This window comes from Salidesulfovibrio onnuriiensis, assembly GCF_008001235.1.
Taxonomy (GTDB): Bacteria; Desulfobacterota; Desulfovibrionia; order Desulfovibrionales; family Desulfovibrionaceae; genus Pseudodesulfovibrio; species Pseudodesulfovibrio onnuriiensis.
Genome location: NZ_CP040751.1, coordinates 875,803 through 889,873, shown reverse-complemented (window position 1 = coordinate 889,873; position 14,071 = coordinate 875,803). Strand labels below are relative to the sequence as shown.

14 protein-coding genes are annotated in these 14,071 nt (G+C 62.0%); 5 read left to right on the top strand and 9 right to left on the bottom strand.

The window, feature by feature from the left end; translation table 11 throughout:
* Window positions 1-81: 81 nt before the first annotated feature.
* On the top strand, window positions 82-1,872 hold the full coding sequence (locus tag FGL65_RS04120; protein WP_187170530.1) for an N-acetylmuramoyl-L-alanine amidase: 1,791 nt from the start codon (window positions 82-84) through the stop codon (window positions 1,870-1,872).
* A gap of 94 nt (window positions 1,873-1,966) precedes the next feature.
* Here the strand turns inward: FGL65_RS04120 and FGL65_RS04115 are convergent, their stop codons facing one another.
* Window positions 1,967-2,269: a hypothetical protein gene (locus FGL65_RS04115; RefSeq protein WP_147819791.1), complete on the bottom strand. Its 303-nt coding sequence runs from the start codon at window positions 2,267-2,269 to the stop codon at window positions 1,967-1,969.
* A gap of 61 nt (window positions 2,270-2,330) precedes the next feature.
* Here FGL65_RS04115 and FGL65_RS04110 point away from each other — a divergent pair, with 61 nt between their 5' ends.
* On the top strand, window positions 2,331-2,726 hold the full coding sequence (locus FGL65_RS04110; protein ID WP_187170529.1) for a DnaJ family domain-containing protein: 396 nt from the start codon (window positions 2,331-2,333) through the stop codon (window positions 2,724-2,726).
* On the opposite strand, the gene FGL65_RS04105 is transcribed toward FGL65_RS04110, so the two are convergent.
* From FGL65_RS04105 to FGL65_RS04070, 8 genes are all read right to left on the bottom strand, one after another.
* Complete coding sequence (locus FGL65_RS04105; protein ID WP_147819789.1) at window positions 2,727-5,171, bottom strand: PAS domain S-box protein; 2,445 nt, start codon at window positions 5,169-5,171, stop codon at window positions 2,727-2,729. It lies immediately after the preceding gene.
* Window positions 5,102-6,268, bottom strand: a complete 1,167-nt coding sequence (locus tag FGL65_RS04100; RefSeq protein WP_147819788.1) for an ABC transporter substrate-binding protein — start codon at window positions 6,266-6,268, stop codon at window positions 5,102-5,104. Before FGL65_RS04100 ends, FGL65_RS04105 begins: the two co-directional genes overlap by 70 nt.
* A 115-nt stretch (window positions 6,269-6,383) precedes the next feature.
* Window positions 6,384-7,295 carry a DMT family transporter gene (locus FGL65_RS04095; RefSeq protein WP_147819787.1) on the bottom strand — a complete coding sequence of 304 codons (912 nt, stop codon included), beginning with the start codon at window positions 7,293-7,295 and terminating at the stop codon, window positions 6,384-6,386.
* A gap of 151 nt (window positions 7,296-7,446) precedes the next feature.
* The gene (locus tag FGL65_RS04090) at window positions 7,447-7,731 is read right to left on the bottom strand and encodes a YtxH domain-containing protein (RefSeq protein WP_147819786.1); all 285 of its coding nucleotides are present in this window, start codon (window positions 7,729-7,731) and stop codon (window positions 7,447-7,449) included.
* A 31-nt stretch (window positions 7,732-7,762) separates the two neighbouring features.
* On the bottom strand, window positions 7,763-8,350 hold the full coding sequence (locus FGL65_RS04085) for a TetR/AcrR family transcriptional regulator (protein ID WP_147819785.1): 588 nt from the start codon (window positions 8,348-8,350) through the stop codon (window positions 7,763-7,765).
* A 6-nt stretch (window positions 8,351-8,356) separates the two neighbouring features.
* The gene (locus tag FGL65_RS04080; RefSeq protein ID WP_147819784.1) at window positions 8,357-9,568 is read right to left on the bottom strand and encodes an ABC transporter permease; all 1,212 of its coding nucleotides are present in this window, start codon (window positions 9,566-9,568) and stop codon (window positions 8,357-8,359) included.
* Window positions 9,568-10,269: an ABC transporter ATP-binding protein gene (locus FGL65_RS04075; RefSeq protein WP_147819783.1), complete on the bottom strand. Its 702-nt coding sequence runs from the start codon at window positions 10,267-10,269 to the stop codon at window positions 9,568-9,570. Before FGL65_RS04075 ends, FGL65_RS04080 begins: the two co-directional genes overlap by 1 nt.
* A complete protein-coding gene (locus tag FGL65_RS04070) occupies window positions 10,266-11,468 on the bottom strand; it encodes an efflux RND transporter periplasmic adaptor subunit (RefSeq protein WP_187170528.1) in 1,203 nt (400 codons plus the stop codon). Before FGL65_RS04070 ends, FGL65_RS04075 begins: the two co-directional genes overlap by 4 nt.
* 438 nt (window positions 11,469-11,906) lie before the next feature.
* On the opposite strand from FGL65_RS04070, the gene FGL65_RS04065 reads away from it, so the two are divergent.
* The 3 genes from FGL65_RS04065 (at window position 11,907) to FGL65_RS04055 (ending at window position 13,926) form a co-directional block, all read left to right on the top strand.
* The gene (locus FGL65_RS04065) at window positions 11,907-12,389 is read left to right on the top strand and encodes an Lrp/AsnC family transcriptional regulator (RefSeq protein WP_147819781.1); all 483 of its coding nucleotides are present in this window, start codon (window positions 11,907-11,909) and stop codon (window positions 12,387-12,389) included.
* A gap of 52 nt (window positions 12,390-12,441) precedes the next feature.
* Entirely contained in the window at window positions 12,442-13,554 is a 1,113-nt protein-coding gene (gene ald, locus FGL65_RS04060; RefSeq protein ID WP_147819780.1) for an alanine dehydrogenase, read from the top strand.
* A 114-nt stretch (window positions 13,555-13,668) separates the two neighbouring features.
* A complete protein-coding gene (locus FGL65_RS04055) occupies window positions 13,669-13,926 on the top strand; it encodes a hypothetical protein (RefSeq protein ID WP_147819779.1) in 258 nt (85 codons plus the stop codon).
* Window positions 13,927-14,071: the final 145 nt, after the last annotated feature.

Below are 14,071 nucleotides of genomic sequence, written 5' to 3'. Positions count from 1 at the left end.
CACGGACGTAGGCTTTTTTCGCTTCCCCCGAAAAAACAACACGAAAACCCAAGGCGACCCAGCGCCAAGCCCCATATTACTGTGAATAAAACAAGAAAGATAACACTCTTCAGCATCGGTCTTCTGCTGTGCATCCTTTTCCTCGGCCAGCCCCACGCAGCGCAGGCCGCCTCCACAAGCGCCCTCTTCAACAAGGCGTACAAGGATTTCCACAGCCTCAAGGACAACCGTTCCAGGGCCCGCTACCGTTCCAACTGGCTGGCGGTGGAAAAGCAATTTTCCGCCATCTACCGCAGGGATGTCGACGGCCCCTACGCGCCCAAATCCCTCTACTATCTGGGACGGACCTACGAAGAACTGGGGATTCATAGCGGCCTCAAGTCCGATTTCCGCAAGTCCGTGGACTACTACAGCCGCTGCGCAAGCCGTTTCACCAAGCATGGCTGGGCCGACGACTGCATCTACCTGCGGGCCGAAGTGCGCTACAAGCGGCTCAACGAATGGACCAACGCCCGGCGGGACCTGGCCACCATCATCGTCAAGTATCCCCAGTCGGACATGGCCCCCAAGGCCAGGGCACTGCTCAAGAAAATGGGAGACTACGACAAATTCGTGGCCGAGGCCTCCGGCAAGGCCGCACCCCGAAAACCCGCTCCCACCGCAAAAGCCACGCCCGCGCCCGTGATCAGCAACGGCAACGGACACACTGACCCGCCCAATTTCCAGCATCTGGACAACATCCGCTACACCAGCAGCGACGAATACACCCGCGTGGTCCTGGAAATGGACGGCAAGACCAGCTTCCGTTACAAGATGCTCCAGCCCGCACCCGAGCACAACCGTCCCCACCGCCTGTACATCGACCTGAACAAAACCCACCTGGGCAACGGCGTGGACCGCGCCACCAATGTTTCGGACGGCATCCTCAAGCAGATCCGCAGCGGGCAGAAGGACAAGCAGACCACCCGCGTGGTGCTCGACTTCCTGACCATGCAGGACTACAAGGTCTTTCCGCTCCAGAACCCGTTCCGCATCGTCGTCGACGTCTACTCCCCGGACGCCTCCCAGGCGCAGGAACAGGCCGTGGCCAGCCCCAAGCAGACCACCCGGACCAAGACCAATGTCACGGGCAAATTCAAGCCCTCCTACAAGAGCAAACGACTTTCCGGCGACCTGGTGGAACAGCTGGGCCTGACCATCAAGACCATCATGATCGATGCGGGGCACGGCGGCAAGGATCCGGGCGCGCGCGCCTACAATATCAGGGAAAAGGACGTCAACCTGCGGTTCGCCAAGCTTCTCGGGGAGCAGCTCAGGCAGAAGGGCTTCAATGTGATCTACACCAGGACCACGGACAAATTCCTGGCCCTGGAGGAACGCACGGCCCTGGCCAACGTCAAGAAGGCCGACATGTTCATCTCCATCCACTGCAACGCCAACCGCAGCAAGCAGATCAACGGCCTGGAGATCTACACCCTGAACCTTGCCAAGACCAATGCCGCAGTGCGAGTGGCAGCGCGTGAAAACGCGGTGGACCCGCGAAGCATCAGCGATCTTCAGTTCATCCTGGCCGACCTGGCCGTGAATTCCAAGATGAAGGAAAGCCGCGACCTGGCCAAGGGCCTGCAGACGCAGACCCTGCGCGAGGTGCGCCGCAAATACCGGCTCAAGGACATGGGCGTGCGCGAGGCTCCGTTCTATGTGCTCATGGGCGCAACCATGCCTTCGGTACTCGTTGAGCTGGGCTACCTGACCAACTACACTGAAAACAAACGCCTCCAGAGCGAGACCTACCTCACCTATCTGGCCCGGGGACTGGTCAAGGGCGTCATGGCGTACAAGGCGCAGATCGAGCGGTACGCCATGCGGTAAGCTTCGATAACAACCTGTTTATAAAAAAGGGCCCGACGACCTGCATGGTCGCCGGGCCTTCCTGATAAGCATGAAAGACAGGGCAACGCCCCGCTTAGAAGATCCTGCGTTCCTCGGGCGCATTCAATTCGAAAAACCTGGTCAGCTCGTCGTCCACGGTCTTGGCCAGGCTGTCGCGCACCAGGTGGGGCTTTTCCCGGGCAATGACCTTGTAGGCCAGCTCCTGGAGGCTGGTGGAAGTGGTCGCCATGGAATCCAGCTCCGATTCCATGATCATGCGCCCCTTGAAACGGTCCCAGACAATATACTTGAAAAGCGTGGACCGGGGGGCGCCGGGATTAAGCCGCTGCTTGTCCCGATAGGCCTTGAGTATCTCCAGAGCTATTTCCGTCGGCATGATTTCCTCCCTCTGCGTGTGCACGATACTGCACCGGCGGCGAGTTGACAACGGACACGGATTGGAGGAACAGGAATACATGCTCTACTTTGCCCAGATAGTGGCCGAAGACCACATCCAGCGCGCCATCAAGGACGGCAAGTTCGACAGGCTCGAAGGCATGGGCAAGCCACTGCCCGCCGACGAGGCGGCCAACATGCCGCCCGAGTTGCGCATGGCCTACCGCATCCTCAAGAACGCGGGCTATCTTTCCGGCGAAGCACAGGAAAAGGCCGAAAACCGCGAGCATGTTTCCGGTCCCGAACTCTTCGAGAACCTTTCCGACGAACAGATCAAATACCGCCAGATGCGCCGCCTCAAGGTGGCTTCCGAACAGGCGGGACGCCCCCTGTCCATCGACGAGGACTCCGAATACTACGAACGGATAGTGGGCAGGATGAGGGTCAACGGCAGATAGCTACCTGTCATGCCCCCGGAACGAACCGCCCTTGAGCAGCACGCGCCGCAGGACCGCCTCCAGGTCGTCCTTGTTCACGGGCTTGGAGACGTAATCGTCCATGCCCGCGGCCAGAAACTGTTCCTTGTCGCCCTTCATGGCGTGAGCGGTCAGGGCGATCACCGGCTTCCTTGCGGTTGCGGGGTCCTTTGAGGCCCGTATGATGGAAACGGCCTCCAGACCGTCCATCTGCGGCATCTGAATATCCATGAACACGCAGTCGAAATCCTGCTTCTCCATTTGCGCCAGGGCCTCACGGCCGTTCTGGACCCAAACCACGGAATGCCCGAGCTTCTCCAGCAGCCGCTGGGCCGTGATCCGGTTGACCCGGTCGTCCTCGGCCAGCAGTATCTGCAGCCGGGGCATGTCGGGCTGCGCTTCCAGGGATGCTGAGGACGCGCCGTCCTGCTCGTCCACAACCCCCACCTTCACGGTGAAGCTGAATGTGCTGCCCATGCCCTCGGTGCTCTTGACCTTGATCTGGCCGTGCATGAGCTCCACGAACCGGCGGACAATGCCCAGTCCCAGGCCCGTGCCCGGATACTTGCGCGAATAGGAACCGTCCACCTGCTCGAAGGCCCGGAAGATGAGCTCCAGCTTGTCCTCGGGGATGCCGATGCCCGTATCGGCCACCGAAAAGAACAGGTTGGCGTAGTTGCGCCCCCCCACCTCAGGCAGGGTGTCGGCCTCGATGACGATTTCCCCTTCATTGGTGAACTTGATGGCGTTGCCCACCAGGTTGAACAGGATCTGCCGGATCCGGCCCGCGTCGCCTACAAGCGTGTCCTCGGCGTCGGAATCCACGTTCCAGGTGAAGCTCAGGCCCTTTTCGGCCGCCTGGGTGCTGAAGATGGCGTGCACCGAAGCCACGAGCTTGCGCAGGGAGAAACGCTCTTCCTGCAACTCGATCTTGCCGGCCTCGATCTTGGAGAAATCGAGCACGTCGTTGATGACCCGCAGCAGGTTCTGCCCCGAGGTCATGGCCGTGGTCAGATAGTCGGCCTGCTCCTGATCCAGGCTGGTGGCCTGCATGAGCTGCAGCATGCCGAAAATCCCGTTGAGCGGGGTGCGGATCTCATGGCTCACATTGGCAAGGAATTCGCCCTTGGCCTTGCTGGCCGCCTCGGCCGCATCCTTGGCTGCCACCAGGGCGTCCTCGGCTTGGCGGCGCTGCACGCCGATGGCGAACAGGTCGGCCAAAGCCATGACCACGCGCAGATCCTCCTCCGTGTATTCCCGCCCCGGATTGGCCAGGGCGATCTGGCCCATGAGCTGTTCCTCGTACATGGCCGGCGCGGAAAGATACTGCTCTATGGGCACGTGCCCTTCAGGCAACCCGTGGGACGACTCGTGCCCGAGCGGATCGTTGGTGAAAAATCCCTTGTGCTCCTTCAGGGCGTATCCCCACAGGGCGGCATAGTCGCTGCCGTGTGCCGCGAACCGGAAGGAGCTGCGCTGCACGTCGCACTGGCCCTTGTCCATCATGGCGGTGAAGGAGTGCACGATGTTGTCGCCGCTGGCCGGGTCTATGGAAGAGACATAGCCGTGCTCGCTGCCGGTGATGTTCATGGCGTGCTGCCGCACGGCCTCGGCAATGTTCTCGATGCTCGACTCCGGAGAGGTCAGCACCTTGGCGATTTCGGCCTGGGCCAGGTTGACCCGGGACTCCCGCAGCAGCCTTTGCTCCACCTTGCGCCGCTCGGTGATGTCGCGGGCCAGGCAAAGCACCACTTCGCGACCGCCAAAGGTGATCCGGGAAAGCTGCACCTCCACGGGCAGGATGGTCCCGCAGGAACGCACGTACTCGGTCTCTATCTTGCGGGGGGCATAGGCCCAGACGGTCTTGACCGCATCGATGGGCGTGGACGGGTCCACGTCCCAGACCGTCTTGTCCATGAGCTCCTCCCTGGCGTATTCCAGGGCCTCGCAGGCCTTCCGGTTGACCAGGATGTACTGGCCGGTCATGTCGTGCACGAACATGGCGTCCTCGGCCTGCTCGATGAGCGCCCGGAAACGCTCCTCGCTTTCCCGCAGCGCCATCTGGTCGTTGCGCCGGGAGGTGATGTCCTTGAGAAAACCGATGAAACGCCCCTCTTCCAGTTTGAAGGCGTCCACATGGACATAGATGAGCCCGCCGTCCTTGCACATGATGGCGATGCCGCCGCCATAGGAACCCTGCTTGCGAAAAAGATCGAACCCCGCCATGAAATCCGCCCGCCCCTCCAGGGGCAGCAGATCCACCAGGGGCAGCCCCAGCAGCTCCCCTTCGGCATAGCCGGTCATTGCCGTTACGGCCCGGTTCACCTCCAGCAACCGGCCATGATTGTCGCACAGGATCATGCCGTCCGGCGAAAGATCCACCTGGGTGCGATAACGCGATTCGCACTTGTCCAGGCGCTTCGACATGTCCCGGCGCGAACGCCAGACATGGAGCAGCCCCCGAGGCTGACGACAAGCAGCAACCCCAGGACGCCGAACTCGTAGGCCTGATTCTCGGGAGCGGGCATTTGCGGAACGGCATTGACCACCACGCGATGCTCCGGCAGGACCTCCGCCGGAATCTGGAACCGGTCCAACTCCTTCTGGTCGAACATGTAGGCGTTGGCGTCCTCTCCCTGGATCAGGGGAAGGGCGGATGCGGGCGTTCCCTTGAGGATGGCCAGAGCGGATTCCGCGGCCAACTGCCCCTGCTTGAAATGGCTGACCACCTTCCCGCCCAGCACCCCCTGCCCAATGCCGTGCTGCCACAGATGAAAGATGGGACAGGAACTGGCCTTGCGGATCAGCTGCAGGGTCTCCTCAAAGGACTTGGCCTGCCCTGTCCGGTCCCTGTAGGCCGAAAGCAGCAGCACGATGGAATCGCTGGGCATGGCCCGCAGACCGGCCGCAAGCTCGGAAAAGGTGATCCTGGCCAGATTGAAACGCTCGAACTTGAGCCAGGGGAAAAGCCGGGTAATGGGCAGCACGCGCTTGAAATCGCTCCTGCCGCTGGGGGTGCCGTCATAGATAAGGGCCACGGTGCGGGCCGTGGGAAACAGCTCGCGGGCCAGGCTGATGGTGGCCCGTGTGGAAATGCTCTCCAGAACCCCGGTGATGTTCTCCTGGGAGTGCATGCTCTCCACGGCCAGGGCCTCGTTGTTCACCCCGCAAAAGACCAGCGGGACGTTGGGCAGGAGTTCCTGCCGGTTCTCGCCGATGAACCGCAGGGCGTTGTCGTCGGCCGTGATCACCACTTGGGGCTTGGGCAGCGTGGAGAACTTGTAGCGCAGCATCTCCTTGAAATTCTTGAGATGCCGCGTGTCGTACAGGCGCTTGCTGTCCATGTATTCCACATCGAGCAGGACTCCGGCCGGATCGAGCACCGAACGGATTCCCTGGATCTGGTCCAGATAGGTGGGGAAGGTGGGGCCGTAGGAGCTGATGAACAGCACCCGGGGAACCGCCGCAAAGGCAGCCGTGCTGAACACGGCCAGGCACACGAGTATGGCGACGGCATGTCTCATCGAATCAGGCCCCTGAATGACAATCGTTAAGAATCCCCCCCTTCATACATGGTCCGGGGGAAAAAGACCATTATATACAAAAGAGTGTGAAAGCCGCGACCGGTCCGGAAACGGTTCAGGGACGCAGCTGGGAAATAAGCATGCCCACCAGCATGAGGGCGCAGCCGATCAGGGCGCGCAGGCCGAGAAATTCATCCAGAAGCAGCCAGCCGCCCACGGCGGCGAACACGGATTCCAGGCTGAGAATGACGGCCGCATGGGCGGCGTTGGCGTTGCGCTGGGCCACCACCTGCAGGGTGTAGGCGACGCCCACGGACATGATGCCACCATACAGGATCGGAACCGCTGCGGAAAGCACGTTGGCCAGAACGACCTCCTCGGTCATGGCCGCGCCCGCCAGGCTGAGCACGGCGCAGGCCGCGAACTGCACGCAGGAAAGCTTGACCGCGTCCACGGCATCCATGCCCGGCGAAAGCCAGCCGATGATGAGCACATGCCCGGCCCAGAAAAAGGCGCTCGCGAGCACCAGCAGGTCGCCGAAGGCTATTGTCAGGTCGCCCGAGACCGAAAGCAGGTACATGCCCGCCACGGCCAGGGAAACGCCGATCCAGGTGCCGAGGCCGGTTTTCTGACGAAACAGCAGGCCCAGCATGGGCACGAAGACCACGTAGAGGCCGGTGATGAACCCGGCCTTGCCCGCGGTGGACGGCTCGGTTCCCCAGGCTTCGAGCATGGGGCCGGCCAGGCCCATCTGCTGCAGGCTGGCGCCAGCGAACAGAGCCACCCCCAACAGGAGCCCGCCCCAAAGCAGCCTGGATCCGGGCGCGGGGGAACCGGTCACGCCCCTGGACTTTTCCATGCGCAGGATCAGCGGCACCAGGGCCGCCGCCCCCAAGGCGAAACGGATGCCGTTGAAGGTCAGAGGGCCCACATGGTCCATGCCCACCCGCTGGGCCACGAAGGCGAAGCCCCAGATGGCGGCGGTCACAAACAGCAGGATATCGGCTCGCAGGGTGCGGACGTTCACGAAGTGCCTCCCTTGGGCGGTATGAATGGCGTGGTGGCGCGACAGCACGAACGCGAGTCGAAACGACCCGGAACTGGTGCACTCCTGCGGCTAGATTTTGCGCATTTTCACCGGAATATCAACGCATTTATGAGTTCCGGCAACAGACAGGCTATTCGGTGATGTCCGCGACCTTGTCGGCAACCGTGTCGGCGGCTTCCTTGATGCCGTCGCCGATGTTCGAGGCGGTTTCGTTGACCTTCTTCTTGACGTCCTTGAAGGCATTGTTGGCGTCCTCGTTGAACTTGTCCAGGGCGCTCTGGGTCTTGGTCTTCGTCGTCTTGACCGTGGTATCGATCTTCTTGCCGAGCTTTTCAGCGGGCCCTTCCTCCTCGGCGCAGCCAAAGGAAGACAGAAGCAGCAGACAGATGCAGACGGCAATGCAATATTTCTTCATTTCATCTCCTTGCATGGGTGTGATGGCCGAATTACCGCTCCGGCACTGACTCCACAACATGTTTGAGCTGATTTTTCAATGCTTTTTTATGCAGCTCAAAATCGGGAAGGGCCCGGATCATGTCGCATCCCGCCAGGATGGCCAGCAAAACCACGGCCGTCGAGCGGCATTCGGTTTCGTCCCGCCCGCGTCCGGACTCGAACAGGACCCGACCGACGGCTTCCGCCCAGTCGTCGAGAATGGTCCGGTAGGCGTTGTCTATGTCCGGGTACTGGCTGCGGGCCGTGTTCATGATGGCGTACAGGGCCCGTTCCGAAACCCCTTCTTGCTGCGGAAAATCGAAATCCTCGGCCAGCAGATCCACCAGCGGAACGCCCTTGCGGGCCCAGGTCAGGAACTCGTCCACCTCGGAACGATGCCTGTGCAGCACATGCTCGGCCAGGAGAGAGACAAGCTCGTCGCGGGTGCCCACGAAATGGTGCACGAGGGTGCGGGAAAGGCCCGCTTCGCGCGCCACCGCGCTGATGCCGCTGCCGTCCAGGCCGAACTTGAGCACGCAGGCCCCGAATGCTTCGAGAATCTGCGCCTTTCTTTGCTGATCGAGTTTCTTGCGTCCCATGATACCTTATTCGTGTCTGAGGGCTTCGATGGGGTCCAGGGCCGCAGCGCGGCGGGCCGGGAAAAATCCGAAGCAGATGCCTATGAAGCCGGAAAACAGCACACTGCCGACCACGGCGCGCCAGTCGAAAACAAACGGAACCTTCAGCAGGGGGCAAAGGGCAAGGGGCACGCCCAGCCCCAGAAGGATGCCGATGAGACCGCCGAACACGGACACCGTGGCCGCCTCCACCAGGAACTGCAACAGGATATCCCGCTCCTGGGCTCCCACGGCCATGCGGATGCCGATCTCGCGGGTCCGTTCGGTGACGGAAACGAGCATGATGTTCATGATCCCGATACCGCCCACCAGCAGGCTGACCGCTGCAATGGCTCCGAGGAAGGCGGTCAGCACCGCGGCGGTCCGGCCCACGGTGCGGATAAGCTCTTCCATGTCCTCCACGGTGAAGTCGTTTTTCTTTCCCCCGGGAATGCGCCGCCGCTCGCGCAGCAGCTTGGTGATGTCGTCCTTGACCCGGGAACTCTCCTCCGGATTATGCATGGAAACCAGAATGAAATCCACGTTCCGGTTTCCGGTGACCCTGCGCTGCAACGCCTTCATGGGCATGACCATCACGTTGTCCTGATCCTGGCCGAGCATGTCCTTGCCCTTGGCCTGCAGCACGCCGATGACCGTATAGGAAAAATCGCCCAGCCGGACCGAGCCTCCCACCGGATCCGCATCAGGGAAAAGCTTTTCGCGCACCTTGTCGCCGATGACGACCACAGGCTGGCCCGCGCGTTCCTCGGTGGCGGAAAAAAGACGCCCATCCCCGAGCCGGAAGTTGCGGATGAAGAAGTATCCGTTGGCGGCCCCGGTGATTTCCGTGCTCCAGCTCCGGTTGCCGTTCACCGCGACATCCGTGAAGGCGGACACCGGGGAGACATGGCGGACACCGGAAATTTCATCGAAAATCGCCTCCACGTCCCGCATCTTGAACGGGGCCCCCATGGAGCTGGACCAGAACCCGCCGCCACTTTCCGCCTCGGGATAGACAAAAAGCATGTTGCCGCCCAGCTCGCTGATCTCGGAGGTGATCCGCTTGGTGGCCCCCTGCCCCAGGGTGACCATGGCGACCACGGAAGCCACGCCGATGACGATGCCCAAAACCGTGAGCAGCGAACGCAGCCAATTGCGCCGGATTTCGGACAAGGCCAGGAGAACGGCCTGCGTAAACATCAGGACATCCCTCCCTGGGCCGAGTCGGACACCAGAACCCCATCGCAAAAGGTCACGGTACGCGAGGCGTACTCCGCCATATCCGGCTCATGGGTGACCATGACCACGGTAATCCCCCGCTCGCGGTTGAGCCGGACAAGCAGCTGCATGATCTCCTTGCTCATGGCCGAGTCGAGGTTGCCGGTGGGTTCGTCCGCCAGCAACAGGAGCGGCTCGGAAACCAGGGCGCGGGCAATGGCCACCCGCTGCATCTGGCCGCCCGAAAGCTCGGCCGGGGTATGCGCTTCGCGGCCTTCAAGCCCCACCATGCGCAGGGCCTCGACAGCGCGTTCGCGCCGCTCCCTGCGGCCGATGCGGCGATAGACCAGGGGCAGCTCCACGTTTTCAACGGCCGAAGTGCGCCCCAGCAGGTTGAAGCCCTGAAAGACGAAACCGAGCCAATGCTGCCGCAGCCTGGCCTTGCGCGCCCGGTCCAGGCCGGTGACCTCCACGCCGGAAAAACGGTAGCTCCCCGAGGTGGGGGAGTCCAGGCAGCCCAGGATATTCATGGTGGTGGACTTGCCGGATCCGCTGGTTCCCATGATCGCCAGAAACTCTCCCTCGGCGATATCGAGGTCCAGATCCCGCAGGGCATGCACGGAATTCTCACCCGCACCATAGACCCGGCCGACGCCCTTCAGCGAGATGAGCGGTTCCATCATTCCACCCGCCTCGCGCTGACAACCACCTCGGACTCCGGCCCCACTCCGTCCAGTATCTCCGTAAACCGGCCGTCGGTCTTGCCTGTCCGGACCTGGACTTCGGCAATGGACTCGCCGTTTTGGACCCACAGGGACTTGCCGTCCACCTTGGAACGGTCCTGCCCCGGGGCAGAAGGGACTTCTGGCGGCCTAAACCGCAGGGTCGCATTGGGAACCACCAATGCCCGCTCCACCTCGGCCACCGTGATGTCGGCGGTTGCGGTCATGCCGGGGCGCAACCGCAGCGAGGCATTGTCCACCGCGAACTCGGCCTTGTAGACCACCACTCCGCCGTCACGCTCGGGCGCGTACCGCAGCTTGGTCAGGGTGGCGGGAAACAGGGCGTGGGGATACGCGTCCACGCGAAAGGATGCGGCCTGCCCCACCCGCAGCGGACCGGTGTCGGCCTCGTCGATATTCAGCAGCAGTTTCATGGAGGACAGGTCGCTGACCAGGATGAACAACTCCGGGGTCTGGAACCCGGAGGCCACGGCCTGACCGGCCTCGACCTTCCGCTCCAGCACCAGCCCGTCGACGGGGGAAACGATGTCGGCCTTGGCCAGCTTGTGCTGCAACTCGCGCAGTTCGGCCCGGGCGGCCTGCACTTCGGACTTTCGGCTGGAACAGGCGGCCTCGGAGCGTTGAAGCGCATACAGGGCAAGATCCAGGTCCTTCTGGGAAACCACGCCCCGGCTGCGCAGCTTCTTTTTTCGGGCATACTCCCGGCGGTCTTCCGTGAGCTGCACGGTCCCGCTCCGCTCGTTGGCGACGGCCATGGCCAGCTGCGCCTCCAGCCGGTCCGACTGGGCCTGAAGCTCGGTGACGTCGAACCGGGCCAGCACCTCGCCCTTGCGCACGGTATCGTTGAAATCCTTGTGCACGGTGCGGATGGTCCCGGAAAGCTCCGCCCCCACCTTCACGGTGTTCATGGGCTCCAGGGTCCCGGAGGCCCGAACCGTGACCACCAATGGAGCGTGATGCGGCCTTACCGTGACATAGGAATATTCATCCTCCGGCCACAATCCCCAGGCGGCGACGCACGCCAGGACAACCGCGAGGCATCCGAGGACCAGCGCCAGTTTCCATGGCTTTGCCCACCCGGACCGCGGCGCCTTGAGTATCTCCCGCATTACCCGGGAATCCTGTGTATTCTTTTTCATATGGCTTTCCTTTTTCCCTGAAGTGAAAGCCAGCATGAAGCACACTTGTTAAATAGACACCCCTGTCAATTTAAAAAATTGTGAAAAACCGTAAACAGCTTCACCCCTGTCAACAGGGTAATTTCATCCTTTTACCGCCCTTTGTTCGGGTATTCTTATCCAGGCCTCAAAACCCGGGGTATGCTCCAGGCACCCCGGGACAGCTCTCCTCCGTAGGAGCCTCATCAACCGTCACCCTCACCGCAAATATCCCGGGGCACCACAGCCCGGTGCGTTCAAAACGCACCGGGCTTTCCTGATATCCGGACATACTTTCGACGGAGATTCTCAATTCATCGATTAGTAGCCGAAAAGAAAATCCATTGACTAAATATTTTCTTATCAGATAAGTTTACAGCAGTCTCTTAGCTTGAAAAAATAAAAATGAGTGAAATAAATATGAAAAAACAATTCGATGCGCACGACAGGCACCTGGTGGCCACACTGACCGAAGACGGCCAGATGTCCGTGGGCAAGGTTTCCGAACGTCTGGGCGTCACCGCGCCCACTGTGCGCTCCCGGCTGCGCAACCTGATCAAGGCCGGGGCCGTGAAGGTGGCCGCGCTGGTGAACCCCATGAAGGCCCAGGGGCTCACCGTCGCCCTGGTGGGCATGTCCCTGCAGAGCACCAAGATGCTGGACGAAAAGCTGGAGCAGATATCCCGGCTGGAGCGCGTCAACTGGTGCGCCGTGGTCACGGGCCGCTACGACATCATCGTGGAGATCACCTGCACCAGCGACATGGGCGACCTCTATGACTTCCTGGACAAGGACCTCTCCCAGATCGGCGGGGTGAACTCCAGCGAATCCTTCGTGGTCATGAAGTCCAAGCGCAAATGGCTCTATCTGCCCGAAGCGGTGACCAAGGAGTACGAAAAGTAGGCAACACCCGGAGTGTCTCGAATCAATAATCATTTTACCTGAGGAGCATTCAATGATTATCGGTATCCCCAAAGAGATCAAAACATTGGAGAATCGTGTTTCCATGACCCCCGGCGCGGTGGAAGCCCTGGTGCGGCAGGGCCACTCGGTGCTGGTGGAGACCGGAGCCGGAGCCGGCAGCGGCCTGAGCGACGGGGAATACACCCAGGCCGGGGCCAAGATCGTGCCCACGGCCGCGGACGCCTGGGGCACGGAAATGGTCATCAAGGTCAAGGAGCCCATTGCGTCGGAATACGGATTCCTGCGCAAGGACCTGACCCTGTTCACCTACCTGCACCTGGCCGCCGAGGAAAAGCTGACCAAGGCCATGCTCGAATCCGGCGTCACGGGCATCGCCTATGAAACCGTGGAAGACAAGGTCGGCTCCCTGCCGCTGCTGACTCCCATGTCCGAAGTGGCCGGACGCATGGCCACCCAGGTGGGCGCGCACCACCTGGAAAAGCACCAGGGCGGCCGGGGCATGCTCCTGGGCGGCGTCCCGGGCGTACCGCCCGCGCAGGTGGTGGTCATCGGCGGCGGCGTGGTGGGCACCAATGCGGCCCGCATCGCCATGGGCATGGGTGCCCGCGTCATGGTCATCGACCTCTCCCACCACCGCCTCCAGTATCTCGACGACATCTTTGACGGCCGCCTCATGACCGTCAGCTCCACCGAACCCAACATCCGGGCCGCGGTGAAGCAGGCCGACCTGCTCATCGGCGCGGTGCTCGTGCCCGGCGCCAAGGCGCCCAAGCTCGTGACCCGCGACATGATCGGCACCATGAAGGAAGGCTCGGTCATCGTGGACGTGGCCGTGGACCAGGGCGGCTGTGTGGAAACCATCAAGGCCACCACCCACGACAACCCCACCTACGTGGTGGACAACGTGGTGCATTACGGCGTGGCCAACATGCCCGGCGCAGTGCCCCGCACCTCCACCTTTGCCCTGGTCAACCAGACCCTGCCCTATGCCCTGCGCATCGCTGGCAGGGGCCTGGACGCCCTGCGCGAGGATCCGGGCCTGGCCCTGGGCCTGAACACCCTGGGCGGCACCCTGACCTGCCCTGCCGTGGGCGAGGCCTTCGGCATCGACGCAGTCACCCCGGCGCAGGCCCTGGGCATCTAAACCAAGCGAAACAACCGAAGCGAACAAGGGGAGGCGGCTGTCCGTCTCCCCTTTGTTATGGAATAATAACACACGCCCCTTGTGTTTAGACCGGGGCGTGTTTACACTTGAATCATGACTAAGCGATTCGATCCCGAATTATTGTACGTGGAGTGCACCCGCTGCGGGCAGCCACTGCTCTGGCGGGCCGGTGAGACAACGAAACTCCTCAACATGGCCGGAATCGACATCAGCGGAATCGACGAGCGCTGCATGCTGGCCTCGGACGGTTGCCCGAGCTGCCAGCCGGACGAGACGCAATTCTCGACGCAGGTGATTCGGCTGAGAAAGGATCCGAAACCCCAGCAGGAAGAAAAGCCCGCCGACGCCTAGGCGGGCTTTCTTTTTGGCCTGGGCCGGACAAGCCCGCACGCCTCACTCCTGCGGGGCCACCCACAGGCGAGGCACCACTACACCTCCCGCACGAATCGGGAGTACGCCCCTTCTTGGCCCCAAAATGCGAAAAGGCCCGACGTTT

Coding starts and splice junctions, on each gene's coding strand:
- FGL65_RS04070 (WP_187170528.1), bottom strand. CDS start 11,468: ATGAAAAAGAATACACAGGATTCCCGGGTAATGCGGGAGATACTCAAG.
- FGL65_RS04115 (WP_147819791.1), bottom strand. CDS start 2,269: ATGCCGACGGAAATAGCTCTGGAGATACTCAAGGCCTATCGGGACAAG.
- FGL65_RS04090 (WP_147819786.1), bottom strand. CDS start 7,731: ATGAAGAAATATTGCATTGCCGTCTGCATCTGTCTGCTGCTTCTGTCT.
- FGL65_RS04085 (WP_147819785.1), bottom strand. CDS start 8,350: ATGGGACGCAAGAAACTCGATCAGCAAAGAAAGGCGCAGATTCTCGAA.
- FGL65_RS04080 (WP_147819784.1), bottom strand. CDS start 9,568: ATGTTTACGCAGGCCGTTCTCCTGGCCTTGTCCGAAATCCGGCGCAAT.
- ald (WP_147819780.1), top strand. CDS start 12,442: ATGATTATCGGTATCCCCAAAGAGATCAAAACATTGGAGAATCGTGTT.
- FGL65_RS04105 (WP_147819789.1), bottom strand. CDS start 5,171: ATGTCGAAGCGCCTGGACAAGTGCGAATCGCGTTATCGCACCCAGGTG.
- FGL65_RS04055 (WP_147819779.1), top strand. CDS start 13,669: ATGACTAAGCGATTCGATCCCGAATTATTGTACGTGGAGTGCACCCGC.
- FGL65_RS04075 (WP_147819783.1), bottom strand. CDS start 10,269: ATGATGGAACCGCTCATCTCGCTGAAGGGCGTCGGCCGGGTCTATGGT.
- FGL65_RS04065 (WP_147819781.1), top strand. CDS start 11,907: ATGAAAAAACAATTCGATGCGCACGACAGGCACCTGGTGGCCACACTG.
- FGL65_RS04100 (WP_147819788.1), bottom strand. CDS start 6,268: ATGAGACATGCCGTCGCCATACTCGTGTGCCTGGCCGTGTTCAGCACG.